This window comes from uncultured Fretibacterium sp., assembly GCF_963544685.1.
GTDB lineage: Bacteria > Synergistota > Synergistia > Synergistales > Aminobacteriaceae > CAJPSE01.
In genome coordinates this window covers 1-14,010 of record NZ_CAUUGJ010000060.1, presented here as the reverse complement: position 1 = coordinate 14,010, position 14,010 = coordinate 1, and the positions used below count along the sequence as shown (strand labels likewise).

Here is a 14,010-nt window from a genome sequence, read left to right as displayed (position 1 = left end):
GAGATCTACACTCGACTAGTCGTCGGCAGCGTCAGATGTGTATCAGAGACAGCCGGAAACCCTCGCTGCCCCCCTCGGCGGACGATGGCTCCATCCGTCCCCACGCCCCGGAGGAAGGGCCGGAACGATAGCGCGGGGAGGCGCGGACATGGCGTTCTACATCGGAGTGGATATCGGCGGGACCAACATTAATGTCGGCGTAACCGACGGGACGGGGAACATCGTCGGGGAGGCGGAGACGCCGACGGGGGCCAACCGCCCTCAGGAGGCCGTCATCGGCGACATCCTGTCGGCGGCCGACCGGGCCGTCTCCGCCGCGGGGGTTCTCCGCAGGGAGATCTTTGCCGCGGGGGTGGGATGCCCCGGCACGGTGGAATCCTCCTCCGGGACCGTCGTCTACAACAACAACCTCGGCTGGAGGAACTTCCCTTTAGGGAAGCTGCTGTCCGAGGCATGGGGGCTCCCCGTCCGCGTGGAGAACGACGCCAACGCCGCCGCCCTCGGGGAGGTCTGCGCCGGCAGCGCCAGGGGCGCGTCGAGCGCCATGATCCTGACCCTGGGCACCGGCGTGGGGTCCGGATTCGTCGTCGAGGGGCGCATCTGGACGGGATGGAATGCGTCGGCCTGCGAGTTCGGGCACATGGTGATCGTGAAGGGCGGGCGGCCCTGCACCTGCGGACGCCGCGGCTGCCTCGAGGCATACGCCTCGGCGACGGGGCTGATCAACATGACGCGCGCGGCCATGGCCGCGCATCCCGAGAGCCTCATGAACGCTCTGGCCGAGAGGGAGGGCCGGGTCGGAGGACACACCGCCTTCGCCGCGGCGGAGCAGGGCGACGCCGCGGCGCTCCGCGTGGTGGACGAGTACGTGGACTATCTCGCCTGCGGCGTGACGAACATCGTCAACGGCCTCCAGCCCGAGGTCGTCGGCATCGGCGGAGGCGTGGGAAGACAGGGCGACCGGCTGCTGGCCCCCCTGCGCCAAAAGGTCTACGCCGAGGTCTACGGCGGCCGAGGAGAACGCTTCACCCGGCTGACCCAATGTACCCTGGGCTACCGAGCGGGCCTGGTCGGCGCGGCAATGGCCGCGATGCAGAGCACCGTCTGAGGAAGCGCAAACCGTCTGTCCTGAGGCATATCGAAGCGGATTCGATCCGTTTTTCCCCGAACCCGAGTTCGAAATCTCTCGTAAAAGGAGTGGTCGAAATGCCCGTAGTGCTCGTTTTCATCGTTCTGCTGACTGCGTTCCTGTTTCTGACCTTCTTCGCCATGCTCAGGCGTTACCGGCGCTGCCCCTCGGACAGGATTCTCGTCATCTACGGAAAGACGGGAGAGGGCTCGGCCCGGTGCATCCACGGCGGCGCCGCCTTCGTCTGGCCCCTCTTCCAGGACTACGCCTATCTCGACCTGACCCCGATCTCCATCGAGATTCCGCTTCAGGGCGCGCTTTCGAGGGAGAACATCCGCATTGCGGCCCCCTCGACCTTCACGGTGGGCATCAGCACGGAGCCCGTGATCATGAAAAACGCCGCCGAGCGTCTGCTGGGCCTCAACCTTTCGGATGTCCGCAAGGTGGCCGAGGACATCATCTTCGGTCAGTTCCGCGCCACCATCGCCACCATGAACATCGAGGAGATCAACAAGGACCGGGAGAAATTCCAGTCCGCCGTCATGGAGTCCGTGGAGGTCGAGCTCGCGAAGGTCGGCCTGCGGGTCATCAACGTCAACATCAAGGATATCGACGACGAATCGGGCTACATCAAGGCCCTGGGACAGAAGGCCGCGTCCGAGGCCATCAACCAGGCCCGCATCGACGTCGCCGAGCAGGAGAAGAAGGGACAGACCGGCGTGGCCGAGGCCGAGAAGGAGAAGAACATCGCCATCAGCCTCGCGGGCAAGGAGCAGCGCATCGGCGTCGCCAAGGCCGAAAAGGAGCAGTCCATCGGCGTGGCCGAAGCCGAGAAGGAACAGCGTATCGGCGTCGCCGAGGCAAACTCGCGGGCGATCGTCGGCGTCGCCTCCGCCGACAAGGAACAAAGGATCGGCGTGGCCGAGGCCGAGAAGGAACAGCGCATCGGCGTGGCCTCCGCGGAAGCGGAGGCCGTAAAGGGCGAGAACATCGCCAGGCAGGTCAAGGCCCAGTCCGAGGCGGAGCTGCGCGAGAAGGTCGCCGAGGCGGACAAGCGCGGGACCGTGGCGGAGAAGACGACGCAGGCGGAGGCCCGGCGCATCGCCTACGAGGCCGAGCTCGAGGCGGAGGTCGCCCGAAAGGAGCGCGACAAGGCCGCTCAGCTGGCCAATACGATCCCGGCCGCCGAGGCGGAGAAACAGCAGCGGATCATTGCGGCGGAGGCCCTGATGGAGCAGCAGCGGCGTGAGGGACTTGGCGAGGGAGAGCGCATCAAGAACGAGATGCTGGGCCGTGCGGAGGGAATGAGGGCCATCTTCGAGGCGAACGCCGAGGGTATCCGGAAGCTGGTGGAGGCCTCCGGCGGCGACGCGAACGCCGCGTTCCTGCTGATGATGGCGGATCGCGTCCCCGCGATGATGGAAATTCAGGCAAAGGCCATCTCGAACTTCAAGATCGACAAGGTCACCGTCTGGGACGGGGGCGCGGGGGGCGGCAACTCCATCTCCGGCCTTGTCCGCGACTACGCGACCAGCCTGCCTCCGCTGCAGGACCTGCTCAAGATGACCGGCGTCATCGGCCCCGGGCTTCTGGGACGCAGAGAGGAAGAGAAGCCTCCCCACCGACCGGCCCCCGGGAGCGCGGATAAAGCCCAATGACGCCCTGGGAGTGGACGCACGCGGCCATAGGGGCTCTCGCCTCCGCAATCTTTCTCCTGCAGACCCTCGGCATGGGGGAGGACGGCGGAGACGCGGATTCTCCCGACACGGACTTCGACTACGGAGAGATTCACGACCATGCGTCGGGGTTCTCCGGCTACCTTTCCCTGCGCAACTTCGTGGGCTTCTTCATCGGCTACGGATGGGTGACCCTGGCGAGCCTCCTGTCCGGCGTCGCGCCGGGGCTCTCCTCGGCCTTCGGCATCGCGGCCGGCGTGGTCTTCGTCCTCGCCTCGCTCCTGTTGATCAGGACGTTCCTCGGGTTTCAGGAGGACGGCAGCCTGAAGCTGAACAACCTGATCGGCTCCCGGGCATCCGTCTACATCGCCATCGCAGGTTCGGGCGGGGGACAGGGCAAGGTCATGGCCGACACCCGGGCCGGGCGCGTGGAGCTGCCCGCGCGGACCCGCGATCCGCAAAAGCTCCTTCCCGGAGAGCTCGTCGAGGTCGTCGGGGAGGACGGCGGCGTTCTGTGGGTGGCCCGCATCACGGAGGACCGCCCGAAAACGGAGGGGAAAAACGGGCGATAGCCGAAACGGCGGGGGCGATGCAGCCTTTCCGGTCCGCAACATCGGCGATTCTCCGCTGGCGCACCCGACGGCGTGCCGTTACGATGCTCGTATCGTTTTCCCTACTTCAGCAGGAGGGATTCAGCCATGAAAATTTCACTACTGACCACCGGCGGGACCATCGCGTCCGTGGAGTCCGACCGGGGCCTCCAACCCGGCCTCGCGGGGGAGCAGCTGCTCCGCGTCTGTCCCGGCCTGATGGGCTTCGAGCATGACGTCGCCGTCGTCGATCTGATGTCCAAGGACAGCTCCAACATGCACCCCTCCGACTGGCTCGTCATGGCCGACTGCGTTCGGGACAGCGCCGCGCGCTCGGACGCCATCGTGATGCTCCACGGCACGGACACCATGGCGTGGACCGCCTCCGCGCTGTCCTACCTCCTGAACGACGTCCCCGTCCCCGTCGTCCTCACCGGCTCCATGCTCTCCGCCGACGTCCCCGACAGCGACGTCTCGGAGAACATCTACGCGGCCTTCCACTTCGCGCTGCAGCTGGCGATGTACAAGCGCCGGGGCGTCTCCGTCGCCTTCGCGGGCCTGCTCCTCCACGGCCCCCGGATCACCAAGATCGACAGCCGCAGGAAGAACGCCTTCGTCGGCGTGGACTACCCTTTCCTCGGGGAGATGAGGGACCGGGGGACCCACAAGATTGCCTGGCTCACGGCCCAGGTCCCGGCCCTGTCGGCCGAGCGGCCCTGGGGGCCGTCCCCGGCGGTCGAGACGAACGTCGCCCTCGTCCCGATCTTTCCCGGGCTCTCGGCCCGTTTTCTGGACGCCGTCGCGGACACCGGCCCCAAGGCCGTCGTCCTGGAGGGCTATGGGCTTGGCGGCGTGCCCTTCATGGGGGAGAGCCTCCTGCCCGCCATCGAACGGGGAATCGCCAGGGGAATCCCCTTCGTGCTCCGGGGGCAGGCGCCCTTCGGGGGGACCGACCCCGCGGTCTACGAGGTCGGCCGGCGAGCGCTGGACCTGGGGGTTCTGTCGGCCCGCAACATGACGCGCGAGGCGCTGATGAGCAAGCTCATGCTGCTCCTCCCCGTCTCCGCGCCATCCGATCTGGAGCGCCGTCTGGGCGCCAACCTGTGCGACGATGTCCTGTAACGACCGGCGCGCGGCCTGCGGGGACAAACAGGCCGCTCTGAAGCGCCTGACGGAGATGTCCCGAACCAGCGGGTGAGCCGCAAAAATAGGTCCGGCGGACCTGGCTCAGGTTTTGGCGGAGATCCCCCATGTCGAGAGCGACCGGGTTCTCGCGACGTGGAGCGGAGGCGAGGACGCGGCCCTCTGGACGATCGACGAGCGCCGGTTGGGCGTCCTCACCGTCGACTTCATCACGCCCGTATCCGACGATCCCTACGTCTGGGGACAGATCGCCGCGGCCAACTCCATCAGCGACGTGTTCGCGATGGGGGGCCGCCCCATCGTGGCCCTGAACATCGTCGGCTTCCCCTCGAAGGTCCTCGGGCTGGAGGTCCTGAAGAAGGTGCTGGAGGGGGGCTTCGAGAGGACGCGCGCCTCGGGCGCGTTCCTCGTCGGCGGCCACAGCGTCCAGGACGAGGAGCCCAAATACGGCCTCGTCGTCTACGGCGAGGTGGACCGGGACGCAATATGGCGCACCGTCGGAGGGCGGCCGGGGGATCGGCTCCTCCTGACGAAGCCCGTCGGCACGGGCGTCGCGATCACGGCGATCAAGGCGGGGATGGTCGAGGACCCCCGGACGGCCGAGGAGGCCATGCGATGGATGACCACCCTCAACGACCTCCCCCTCAGGCTCTCCGGGACGCTGCACCGAAGCATCCATGCGGGGACGGACGTCACGGGCTTCGGGCTCGTCGGGCACATCCTGGACATGCTCAGCGAGAGCACCGTGGACTGCGAGCTCTCCCTGTCGCAAATCCCGGTCCTCGGCGGAGTCCTGGAGCTCGCGGACATGGGGCTGGTGCCGGAGGGCGCCTACAGGAACCGGGAGGCTTACGAGAAGCAGGTGGACATCTCGGAGACCTTTTCCCCGACACTCGCCTCCCTGGACATGATCTACGACGCTCAGACCTCGGGAGGGCTGTTATTGGCTGTAGCTCCCGAACAAGCGGACTTGCTGCTGCGCTTCTGCCGGGAGAACGGCTTCGAGCGCTCGGCCTTCATCGGGACCCTTACGGAGGGGACGGGACGCATCCGGGTTGTGCCCTGATCGGCCCGCCCCCGGCAAAAAGGCCTACAGGGCCTTCACGAAACCCTCAAGCGCGTCCATGGCCCGCATCAGGGTTTCCCGCGACTGTGTGCAGGCGATCCGAACATACCCCTCCCCGCTCCTCCCGAAGGCGTTGCCCGGGATCGTCGCAACTTTTGCGCTCTCCAGCAGCCTCCAGGAGAAGTCCTCGCTCGAGAGCCCCGTTCCCGAGATGTTCGGGAAGAGGTAGAACGCCCCTTCCGCGCGATGACAGCGGATCCCCTTCATGGAGTTCAGTCGTTCGGCCACGGCCGCCATCCGGTCCGCAAAGACCGCACGCCGCTCCAGGAGCTTTGCATCCTGAGTGTCGAGAGCGTAAAGCGCGGCCTTCTGCCCCAGGGTGTTCAGCCCGTAGGTCTGCACGGCCGAGATCAGCGTCATGGTGCGCATGACCTCCTCGGGGCCGATGGCATACCCCAGGCGCCAGCCCGTCATGCAGTGGCTCTTGGACAGGCCGCCCATGGTGAGGGTTCGCTCGCGCATTCCGGGCAGGGTCGCCAGACAGACATGTTCCCCGCTGAAGACCAGGGACTCGTAGATCTCGTCGCTGAGGACAAAAAGATCGTGTTCCTGCACGAACGCGGCGATCTCCTCGAGCTGGGCGCGCGGCACGACCCGCCCCGAGGGGTTGCAGGGCGAATTCAGGAGCAGCCCCCTCGTCCTGGGCGTGACGGCACGTCTCAGATCCTCGACCGTCGGGGCGAAGCCGCTTTCCTCCCGAGTCGGAACCGCGACGGGGACCCCTCCGTTGCCCTCCACCTGTGAAAAATAGGGGGGGAAGCAGGGCTCCACGAGCAGCACCTCATCCCCGGGATCGAGCAGCGCCCCGAAGGCCAGGTGGGACACCTGCATGGCCCCGACGGCCATGTAGACCTCCTCCGGCTTCGACCTCAAACCGTGATGACGCTCCCAGTAGCGGCACACGGCCTCGCGTACGTCGTAAAATCCCTGAAGGGGCGGATAATGGGTGAATCCATCCCTGGCGGCTTTTGCCGCAGCCTCGATGATATCCGGTTCCGTATCGAAATCCGGCTCGCCGATGCTGAGGTTCAGCACTCCCTCCATCCTCTCGATCGCCTGAAACATGCGTACCATTCCCGAGGGGCGCAGATTCTCGTGGCGCTTTGCCAGCCTCATTGCCATACACTCCTTTCTCCATCGTTCAATGCGACAGCGGATGAGCGTATTGTACCTTATGAAGAGAGGAGGCCAAGGGTACCCTCGGCCTCCTCGATCTTTTGGCTGTTTGGTCCTTTTTTCGTGATGACGGAGTCGGCCCCTCCTTCATCGGCAAGGGATCCGACCGTCGGAGGGCGCGGAAGAGCCCCCCGGCGCCCTCGCTCAGGGATGAAGGAATACGACTACTTGCTGCCCAGCCCCGCCAGGTACTCGTTGATGCTCGCAGCGGCCTTGCGCCCCTCGCCCATCGCCAGGATGACGGTGGCCGCACCCAGGACGATGTCGCCGCCGGCCCAGACCTTGTCCAGGCTGGTCTTCTGCGTCTCCTCCTCGACGATGATGTTGCCGCGCTTGTTGACGTTCAGCCCCTTCGTCGTCTTCGCCATCAGGGGGTTCGATTCGTTGCCCAGCGCGACGACTGCGGCGTCGATCTCCAGCACGTGCTCCGTGCCGGGCTTTGCCACCGGGCTGCGGCGGCCCGACGCATCGGGCTCCCCCAGCTCGTATTCCAGCAGCTCGACCCCCGCGACGCGCCCTTTCAGGGCCCTGTCCTCCGTCTCAAGGGGAATGAAACGGGTGGGATTCTTCAGGAAGAGGAACTCGACGCCCTCCTCGAAGGCGTGCTCCACCTCCTCGGCGCGGGCCGGCATCTCCGCGCGGGTGCGGCGGTAGATGCAGTAGACCTTCTCCGCCCCAAGGCGGTAGGCCATGCGGGCCGCGTCCATCGCGACGTTGCCGCCGCCGAAGACGGCCACGCGCTTTGCCTGATAGAGCGGGGTGTCCGCCCCCTCCGTGTCGTAGGCCTTCATCAGGTTGGCGCGGGTGAGGTACTCGTTGGCGCTGAAGACGCCGGTGAGGTTCTCCCCCTCGATGTTCAGGAACTTGGGGAGCCCTGCGCCCGTCCCGATGAACACGGCGTCGTACCCCTCGGAGTCGAGGAGCTGTTCCAGGGTCTCCGTGCGTCCCACCAGGAAGCTCGTCTCGAACTTCACGCCCATTTTCCTGAGATTCTCGACCTCCTTGGCCACGATCTCCTTCGGAAGGCGGAACTCGGGAATGCCGTAGACCATCACGCCGCCCTGCTTCTGGAGCGCCTCGAAGACCGTGACGTCATGTCCCGCCCTGCGGATGTCCGCCGCCACGGTCAACCCGGCCGGGCCGGAACCGACGACGGCGACCCTCCTGCCCGTCGGAGCGGCCGGCGTGGGGACGGTGGTCTTGTTGTTGTTTCGCTCCCAGTCCGCGACGAAGCGCTCAAGGCGTCCGATCGCGACGGATTTCTCGACGGACTTCAGCATCTTGCCCACCGTGCAGAAGCTCTGGCACTGCTTCTCCTGAGGGCAGACGCGACCGCAGATCGCCGGAAGGAGGTTCGTCTCCTTGATGGTATCCACCGCGGCCTTAAAATCGCCCTTCTGAATGTGCGAGATGAAGTCCGGAATGTGGACCCCCACGGGGCAGCCCTTCACGCAGGGCTGATTCTTGCAGTTCAGGCAGCGTTCCGCCTCGACCCTGGCCTGCGTCTCCGTGTAGCCCAGCGCCACCTCTCCCATCTCGCGGGCCCTCTTGACCGGATCCCGCGACGGCATATCCTGCTGCGGGATGGCCGCCCTGTCCTTGGGGGTCAGCGTCTTGCCCTGAATTCCGCCCCAGAGCTTCTCGGCCTCCTGTGCCAACATTTCGGTCGTCTTGTGTTCCATCGTTATGCCCCCGCCTTCGCGTCCAAGCCAATGCGGCACTTGTGGTATTCTTCCTGCTCCCTGGCGCGAAACGCCCCCATGCGCGTCATCATGTTGTCGAAGTCCACCTTGTAGCCGTCGAACTCCGGGCCGTCGACGCAGACGAACTTCGTCTCGCCCCCGACGGAGACGCGGCAGCCGCCGCACATGCCCGTGCCGTCGATCATGATCGTGTTCAGGGACACGGTGATGGGAACGCCGAAGGGCTTCGCGGTGGCCACGCAGAACTTCATCATGATGGGAGGTCCGATGGCGACCACCTCGTTGGGCATGGCGTGTCCGTCCTTGCCCTCGCAGAGCTCCTTCAGCGGATCGGTCACCAGGCCCTTGCGCCCGTAGGAGCCGTCGTCCGTGACGACGATGACCTCGTCCGCGATGGCCCGCATCTCATCCTCGAAGATGACCAGGTCCTTGGACCGAGCCCCGATGATGGCGATGACCTTGTTGCCCGCCTTCTTGTGGGCCTGCACGATAGGATGCATGGGCGCAACGCCGATGCCGCCGCCCACGCAGACGACCGTCCCTATCTTCTCGATGTGGGTGGGGCTTCCGAGAGGCCCAAGGAGGACGGGGATCTCGTCGCCCACCTCAAGCTGCGACAGCTTGAGCGTCGTCGCCCCCACCGTCTGGAACACGATGGCGATCCAGCCCTCCTCCGCGTTGGCGTCCGCGATGGTCAAGGGCACCCTCTCTCCCAGGTCCCGATCGATCTGGAAGATGATAAACTGCCCCGCCTTTCGGTTCCGTGCGATCTCCGGCGCCGTCACCTTGAAGTAGTAGACGCTCTGCCCCCTCTCAAGGTCATGAGAGAGCTGCCTTTTTTCCAGAATCGTATGCAAATAACCTTCCCCCTCGCGATAGTGAAATAAAGGTATTTTCACGACGGTGCGCCCTCTGCTCCGGGACAAGGGCGTACCGCAAACCCGAACATCCTGAAGGAAAAACTCCGACGCCGTACGTCCGCATCTCCTTCAAAAATTTTTTGACGTCCCGATTAAGCGGAACGGATTCAGTACTTTCCGGATCTCAATTTTCCTGTCTGACAATACGGAAACCCACAATCCCTCCCCTTAATGATAAGCCTTTTTTCTCAATAAGACAAGGTTTGCCCGCCCGCTCTTTTCTCGAGGAAAGGGGCAAAAAACGAGGAAAACCGTTCCGATGAAATGATTTTTTGCAATTGATGAAGGGTGTAGGAAATGTCTCAAGTGCAGCAAAAATGCAATGCAACGAGGTATAATTCCTCCACACTCGAGTACGGCGCGTTCCCGAGGCTGTTTTTCGGCCTCGATTATGCTAAGATACGAAAGTAAAACACGGTTATCCCGTTGAACGAGCGGGCTCCGACAGGGAGCGGCAGGCGCATTCTTTCGACGACGTTTTCGATTCAGACGAGGAGGGGTCCCAATGCAGGAAAAATCCTTGCTGTCGCTGGCCTACGGCGCGGCACTCACGGGAGGGGGCAGGGCCGTCGCCTTTGCGGATATCGACGCTCTGACGCCCAGGCTCCGGGCGGGGGACGCCTGGCTGAGGGAAAACGCGGCCGCGGGCAAGCAGGGTTTCGGCTGGATGGACCTCCCGGGGCGCAACGTCGACGCCGTTCAGACTCTGGCCCGCTGGCTGGCCACCCGCGAATCGATCGTCCAGGTGGGGATCGGGGGGTCCGCACTGGGCAACCTCATGCTCCACAACGCCCTCCTCCCCTCCTTCTGGAACGAGCTGCCCTCCTCGAAGCGCAACGCGCCGCGCTTCTTTATGGCCGACAACGTGGACTCCGCCGAGAACCGCGCCATCTGGGACCTCATCAATCCGGAGAGCACCGCCGTCGTCGTCGTCAGCAAATCGGGAAGCACGGCGGAGACGGCCGCGAATTTCCTCTTCTTCTGGGAGAAGCTGAGGGACACGCTGGGAGAGGCATCGGCCCGCGAGCGGGTCGTCGTGGTGACGGACAAGGAGAAGGGGATCCTCCGCCCCTTCGTCGAGGAGACCGGGTGCAAGAGCCTGGTGCTTCCCGAGGACGTCGGGGGACGTTTCTCCGTTTTGTCCTGCGTCGGGCTCCTCTCGGCCTGGGCGCTCGGCATCGACTGCAAGGAGCTCCTGCAGGGGGCCCGCGAGCTCGACGCACGGCTGAGCCGGTCCGCCTCGGTCCTGGAGAACCCGGCCTGGGTCCTGGCCGGGCTCAACCTCATGCACATGGACAGAGGGCGCAACATCAACGTCCTGATGGCCTACGCCGACCCCCTGGAGCGATTCGGGGAGTGGTTCGCGCAGCTCTGGGGCGAGTCCCTGGGCAAGGACGGCAGGGGGTCCACGCCCGTGCGTGCCCTGGGCGCCATCGATCAGCACTCGCAGATCCAGCTCTACACCTCGGGGCCGGACGACAAGTTCTACACCATCCTCACCGTGGACCAGGGCAAGGGGGACATCGCCCTGCCGGCCGCGGCCGAGAGATCCTTCGACAAGCTCTCCTACCTGTACGGAAAATCGATGGACACGCTCAGGAACTTCGAGGCCGAGGCCACGGCGGCGGCGCTGCACAAGGTCGGCCGTCCCGTCGTCTCGCTCTCCATCCCGACCCTGGACGCCTTCCGGCTGGGGGCGCTCATCCAGTTCTACGAGTACGTGACGGCCCTGACGGGCTACCTCATGGAGGTGGACCCGTTCGACCAGCCCGGTGTCGAGCAGGGCAAGAATTATACCTACGGACTGATGGGGCGCTCCGGTTTCGAGGCGGAAGCGCAGGAGGTCCGCACCCTGTCCGGCAGGATCGGAGAGCGCGTCGCCGCCTTTTGAACCGTTCCCCTTTTGAACCGAGGAAAGGGGACAAAACGATTCCCCGTGGGAAGGCCCTTCGGTTCGGGGCCCTTCCGCGGGGAACGTTTATATGATTCCCTATGATGATATGACGACGAAGGGGCTCACTCCGCCCTGCGCATCCTCGCCTCCGCGGCCAGGCGGATCACCCCCGCCGCAAGCTCCAGACCCAGGGACGTCGTGTTCACGGCGAGGTCGAAATCGTGGACGTCGCCCCATTTCGACGTTGTATAATGCTCGTAGTAGTTGGCCCGCCCGCGATCCATACGGTTCAGCAGGTCCTCGGCGCCGGCCTCCGGGACCCCGTACTGCGAGACGATTCGGCTCAGACGGTCCTCCCTCTCCCCATGCACGAAGACCTTCAGGCAGTTCGGGTCCCTGCGCAGCAGATACGCGGCGCACCTCCCGACGAGGACGCACCCGCCCTCCTCCGCCAGGCGCTCGATCACCTTGGACTGAGCGATGAAGAGCCGGTCCCCCACGGGCGGCTCGACCCAGAACAGGCCGTCCCGAACCGCGCCGCCCCCCATCGAAAGGCTGAAGAGAAACTTGTTCGCCGCCTCGGTCTCGGCATCCTCGAAGGCCTCGGGGGCAAAACCGCTCTCCCGGGCCGCGAGGGCTATCAGCGCCCTGTCGTAGAACCGAAGGTCCAGCTCCTGCGCAATCCTTTCCCCAAGCAGGCGTCCACCGCTGCCGAACTCCCTGCTGACCGCCACCACCAGACGACGCATGACCTGACACCTCTCATCTCTCTCAGCTTTTTCAGGGGGAGACCGCTTCTGCGGGGCAGGAGCGCGCCCCCCGCCCCAAAAGGCTCGGAAGACAGCCGCAGTAGTTCTGCCGGTACAGCCCCATCTCCCGGGACAGCTTCAAGGACCGCAGGAAGCCGTCGTTTTTTCGCCACACGCGGGGCTCCCAGTCCAGCCCGTGGCGGCCGCAGATCTCCGCCCCCAGGCGAAGGATCCTCGGAACGTCCTTATGCGGACTGATCGTCAGGCTGGAGCACAGGCGCCCATAGCCCCTCCTCCGAGCCTCGAGGGCCGCGGCCTCCAGCTGGAGGGCGAAGCAGGCCGTGCACCTCAGGCCCCCCTCCGGCTCCTCCATCAGGCCGGCCATCCTGTCGAACCAGCTCCTGGGAAGATAGGGGGCCTCGACTACGGGCACGGACTCGCAGTCCCGGAGGGTGCGCAGCGCGGCAAGGCGCCGGAGGTACTCCTCCTGAGGATGGATGTTGGAGCCGTAGAAAAAACCGGACACCTCCCACCCCTCCGCCTGAAGCTCGCGCATCGGCACCGTCGCGTCGGGCGCGCAGCAGATATGAAGCATCATGCGCCGCGCCGTCACGGCAATCCGTCCCTCTTCAAACAGCGCTGCCTCGAACGGAGCCGCACGCGCCGCTCAGCCCCTCAGGCGGGCGAAGGTCCCGGCAATGCCCTCGGGGCTCAGGCCCATCGCGCGGTAGACCTCGGCGGCGGGGCCGGAGTCCCCGTAACGGGTCACGCCCATGGCCTCGAATCGGACCGAGGCCGAAAATCCGCCGCGAACCATCTCCAGGGCCATGATCGCCCCCATGCCGCTCCCCGCGTGATGGTCCTCGACGGTGAGGACATACCCCGAGGCGCAGGCCTCCTCGAGGGCGGCCCGGTCCACCTCGAGGGGACAGGAGACGCTCCAGACCGAGACGTCGATCCCCCGCCCGGCCAGGATCCCGGCGGCCGCAAGAGCCTTCTGGGTCATCGACCCCAGCGCGAAGATCGTCCCCATCCCGCCCTGCCGCACCCGGACCGCCCGGCCGTACTCGAAGCGGTAGTCCCCGGCGAAGACCGGGTCCCCGTGCGCATCCACGACGGCATCGACCTTGCTGCGCCCCATCGCCAGGCAGATGCACCCCGGCGTGCCCAGCATCCAGCGCGTCGCCCGGTCCGTCTGGTTCGGGTCGGCCGGGACCACGAGCTTCCACCCGAAGTTGTTGCGCAGCAGCCCGACGTAGTCGATGCACTGGTGCGTCTTCCCGTCCTCCCCGACGTCGAGGCCGACATGGGTCAGGACGGTCTTGTTCCCCGCGTGGTTGATGTCGTTCAGGCGCTGCTGGTTGTACACCTCGTCGATGCCGAACACGCCGAAGTCCGCCCAGACGGAGACGACGCCCGCCGCCGCCGCGGCCCCCGAGGCCGTGGCCGTGGAGTGCTCCTGGATTCCGCACTGCACGAAACCGGACGGACACGCCTTGCGGAACTCCTCCGTCATGACGGAGGGGGCGAGGTCGCAGTCGAACACCAGCAGGGGCGTCCTCCCCTCCTTTCCGCAGTTCAGGCTTCCCACGTCGGCCAGAGCACGGCCGAAGGCTCCTCGGTTGTCCATCTTCGCCCCGTCGTAGGTGAAGGCCTTTCCCAGGTCCAGGGAGGGGACGAGGGGCTCGACCTTCCTGCCCGTGAAGCGGGAGGGGGCCGCACGCAGCTCCAGCGCCTTTTCCAGGACGCCGGGATCGCCCCGCAGCCCCTCGATGACCTGTTCGTAGACATCCTTCTTCGGGGACTTTCCATGGTATTCGTGCGTCCCCTCCATGACGCCGCCGTTCTTGCCCATGACCGTGCGGCAGAGCAGGACCGTCGGGCGTCCCCCGGACCCCGCGCCG

At 65.8% G+C, this 14,010-nt stretch carries 12 protein-coding genes; 6 read left to right on the top strand and 6 right to left on the bottom strand.

Annotated features, from left to right (window positions below; translation table 11 throughout):
• Positions 1 to 148 precede the first annotated feature (148 nt).
• From ABLA28_RS07000 to selD, 5 genes are all read left to right on the top strand, one after another.
• Positions 149 to 1,108, top strand: coding sequence for an ROK family protein (locus ABLA28_RS07000; protein WP_347713057.1), 960 nt, complete (start codon positions 149 to 151; stop codon positions 1,106 to 1,108).
• 98 nt (positions 1,109 to 1,206) lie between these two features.
• The gene (locus tag ABLA28_RS06995; protein WP_299299696.1) at positions 1,207 to 2,787 is read left to right on the top strand and encodes a flotillin family protein; all 1,581 of its coding nucleotides are present in this window, start codon (positions 1,207 to 1,209) and stop codon (positions 2,785 to 2,787) included.
• Entirely contained in the window at positions 2,784 to 3,377 is a 594-nt protein-coding gene (locus ABLA28_RS06990; RefSeq protein WP_314716791.1) for a hypothetical protein, read from the top strand. The genes ABLA28_RS06995 and ABLA28_RS06990 overlap by 4 nt, the downstream gene beginning before the upstream one ends.
• A gap of 126 nt (positions 3,378 to 3,503) precedes the next feature.
• Complete coding sequence (locus ABLA28_RS06985; protein WP_347713056.1) at positions 3,504 to 4,517, top strand: asparaginase; 1,014 nt, start codon at positions 3,504 to 3,506, stop codon at positions 4,515 to 4,517.
• The gene (selD, locus tag ABLA28_RS06980) at positions 4,507 to 5,604 is read left to right on the top strand and encodes a selenide, water dikinase SelD (protein WP_347713055.1); all 1,098 of its coding nucleotides are present in this window, start codon (positions 4,507 to 4,509) and stop codon (positions 5,602 to 5,604) included. The genes ABLA28_RS06985 and selD overlap by 11 nt, the downstream gene beginning before the upstream one ends.
• Before the next feature lie 24 nt (positions 5,605 to 5,628).
• On the opposite strand, the gene ABLA28_RS06975 is transcribed toward selD, so the two are convergent.
• The 3 genes from ABLA28_RS06975 to ABLA28_RS06965 form a co-directional block, all read right to left on the bottom strand.
• Positions 5,629 to 6,780 carry a pyridoxal phosphate-dependent aminotransferase gene (locus tag ABLA28_RS06975; protein WP_347713054.1) on the bottom strand — a complete coding sequence of 384 codons (1,152 nt, stop codon included), beginning with the start codon at positions 6,778 to 6,780 and terminating at the stop codon, positions 5,629 to 5,631.
• 224 nt (positions 6,781 to 7,004) lie between these two features.
• Positions 7,005 to 8,522, bottom strand: coding sequence for an NADPH-dependent glutamate synthase (gene gltA, locus ABLA28_RS06970; protein ID WP_347713053.1), 1,518 nt, complete (start codon positions 8,520 to 8,522; stop codon positions 7,005 to 7,007).
• Between the two features lie 2 nt (positions 8,523 to 8,524).
• A complete protein-coding gene (locus ABLA28_RS06965; RefSeq protein WP_347713052.1) occupies positions 8,525 to 9,400 on the bottom strand; it encodes a sulfide/dihydroorotate dehydrogenase-like FAD/NAD-binding protein in 876 nt (291 codons plus the stop codon).
• Between the two features lie 568 nt (positions 9,401 to 9,968).
• Here ABLA28_RS06965 and ABLA28_RS06960 point away from each other — a divergent pair.
• Complete coding sequence (locus ABLA28_RS06960) at positions 9,969 to 11,354, top strand: glucose-6-phosphate isomerase (protein ID WP_299298066.1); 1,386 nt, start codon at positions 9,969 to 9,971, stop codon at positions 11,352 to 11,354.
• A 125-nt stretch (positions 11,355 to 11,479) separates the two neighbouring features.
• Here ABLA28_RS06960 and ABLA28_RS06955 read toward each other — a convergent pair whose 3' ends face one another.
• The 3 genes from ABLA28_RS06955 to ABLA28_RS06945 all read right to left on the bottom strand — a co-directional run.
• Positions 11,480 to 12,106, bottom strand: a complete 627-nt coding sequence (locus ABLA28_RS06955; protein WP_299298064.1) for a cytidylate kinase-like family protein — start codon at positions 12,104 to 12,106, stop codon at positions 11,480 to 11,482.
• Positions 12,107 to 12,137: 31 nt separating this feature from the next.
• The gene (locus ABLA28_RS06950; RefSeq protein WP_347713051.1) at positions 12,138 to 12,719 is read right to left on the bottom strand and encodes an epoxyqueuosine reductase QueH; all 582 of its coding nucleotides are present in this window, start codon (positions 12,717 to 12,719) and stop codon (positions 12,138 to 12,140) included.
• Positions 12,720 to 12,773: 54 nt separating this feature from the next.
• Positions 12,774 to 14,010, bottom strand: a 1,237-nt coding sequence (locus tag ABLA28_RS06945; RefSeq protein WP_347713050.1) for a transketolase C-terminal domain-containing protein, incomplete at its 5' end; no start/stop codon positions are given.

Excerpts from the sequence above, each read along its gene's own strand:
- ABLA28_RS07000 (WP_347713057.1), top strand. The coding sequence starts at position 149 with ATGGCGTTCTACATCGGAGTGGATATCGGCGGGACCAACATTAATGTC.
- ABLA28_RS06995 (WP_299299696.1), top strand. The coding sequence starts at position 1,207 with ATGCCCGTAGTGCTCGTTTTCATCGTTCTGCTGACTGCGTTCCTGTTT.
- ABLA28_RS06990 (WP_314716791.1), top strand. The coding sequence starts at position 2,784 with ATGACGCCCTGGGAGTGGACGCACGCGGCCATAGGGGCTCTCGCCTCC.
- ABLA28_RS06985 (WP_347713056.1), top strand. The coding sequence starts at position 3,504 with ATGAAAATTTCACTACTGACCACCGGCGGGACCATCGCGTCCGTGGAG.
- ABLA28_RS06975 (WP_347713054.1), bottom strand. The coding sequence starts at position 6,780 with ATGAGGCTGGCAAAGCGCCACGAGAATCTGCGCCCCTCGGGAATGGTA.
- gltA (WP_347713053.1), bottom strand. The coding sequence starts at position 8,522 with ATGGAACACAAGACGACCGAAATGTTGGCACAGGAGGCCGAGAAGCTC.
- ABLA28_RS06960 (WP_299298066.1), top strand. The coding sequence starts at position 9,969 with ATGCAGGAAAAATCCTTGCTGTCGCTGGCCTACGGCGCGGCACTCACG.
- ABLA28_RS06955 (WP_299298064.1), bottom strand. The coding sequence starts at position 12,106 with ATGCGTCGTCTGGTGGTGGCGGTCAGCAGGGAGTTCGGCAGCGGTGGA.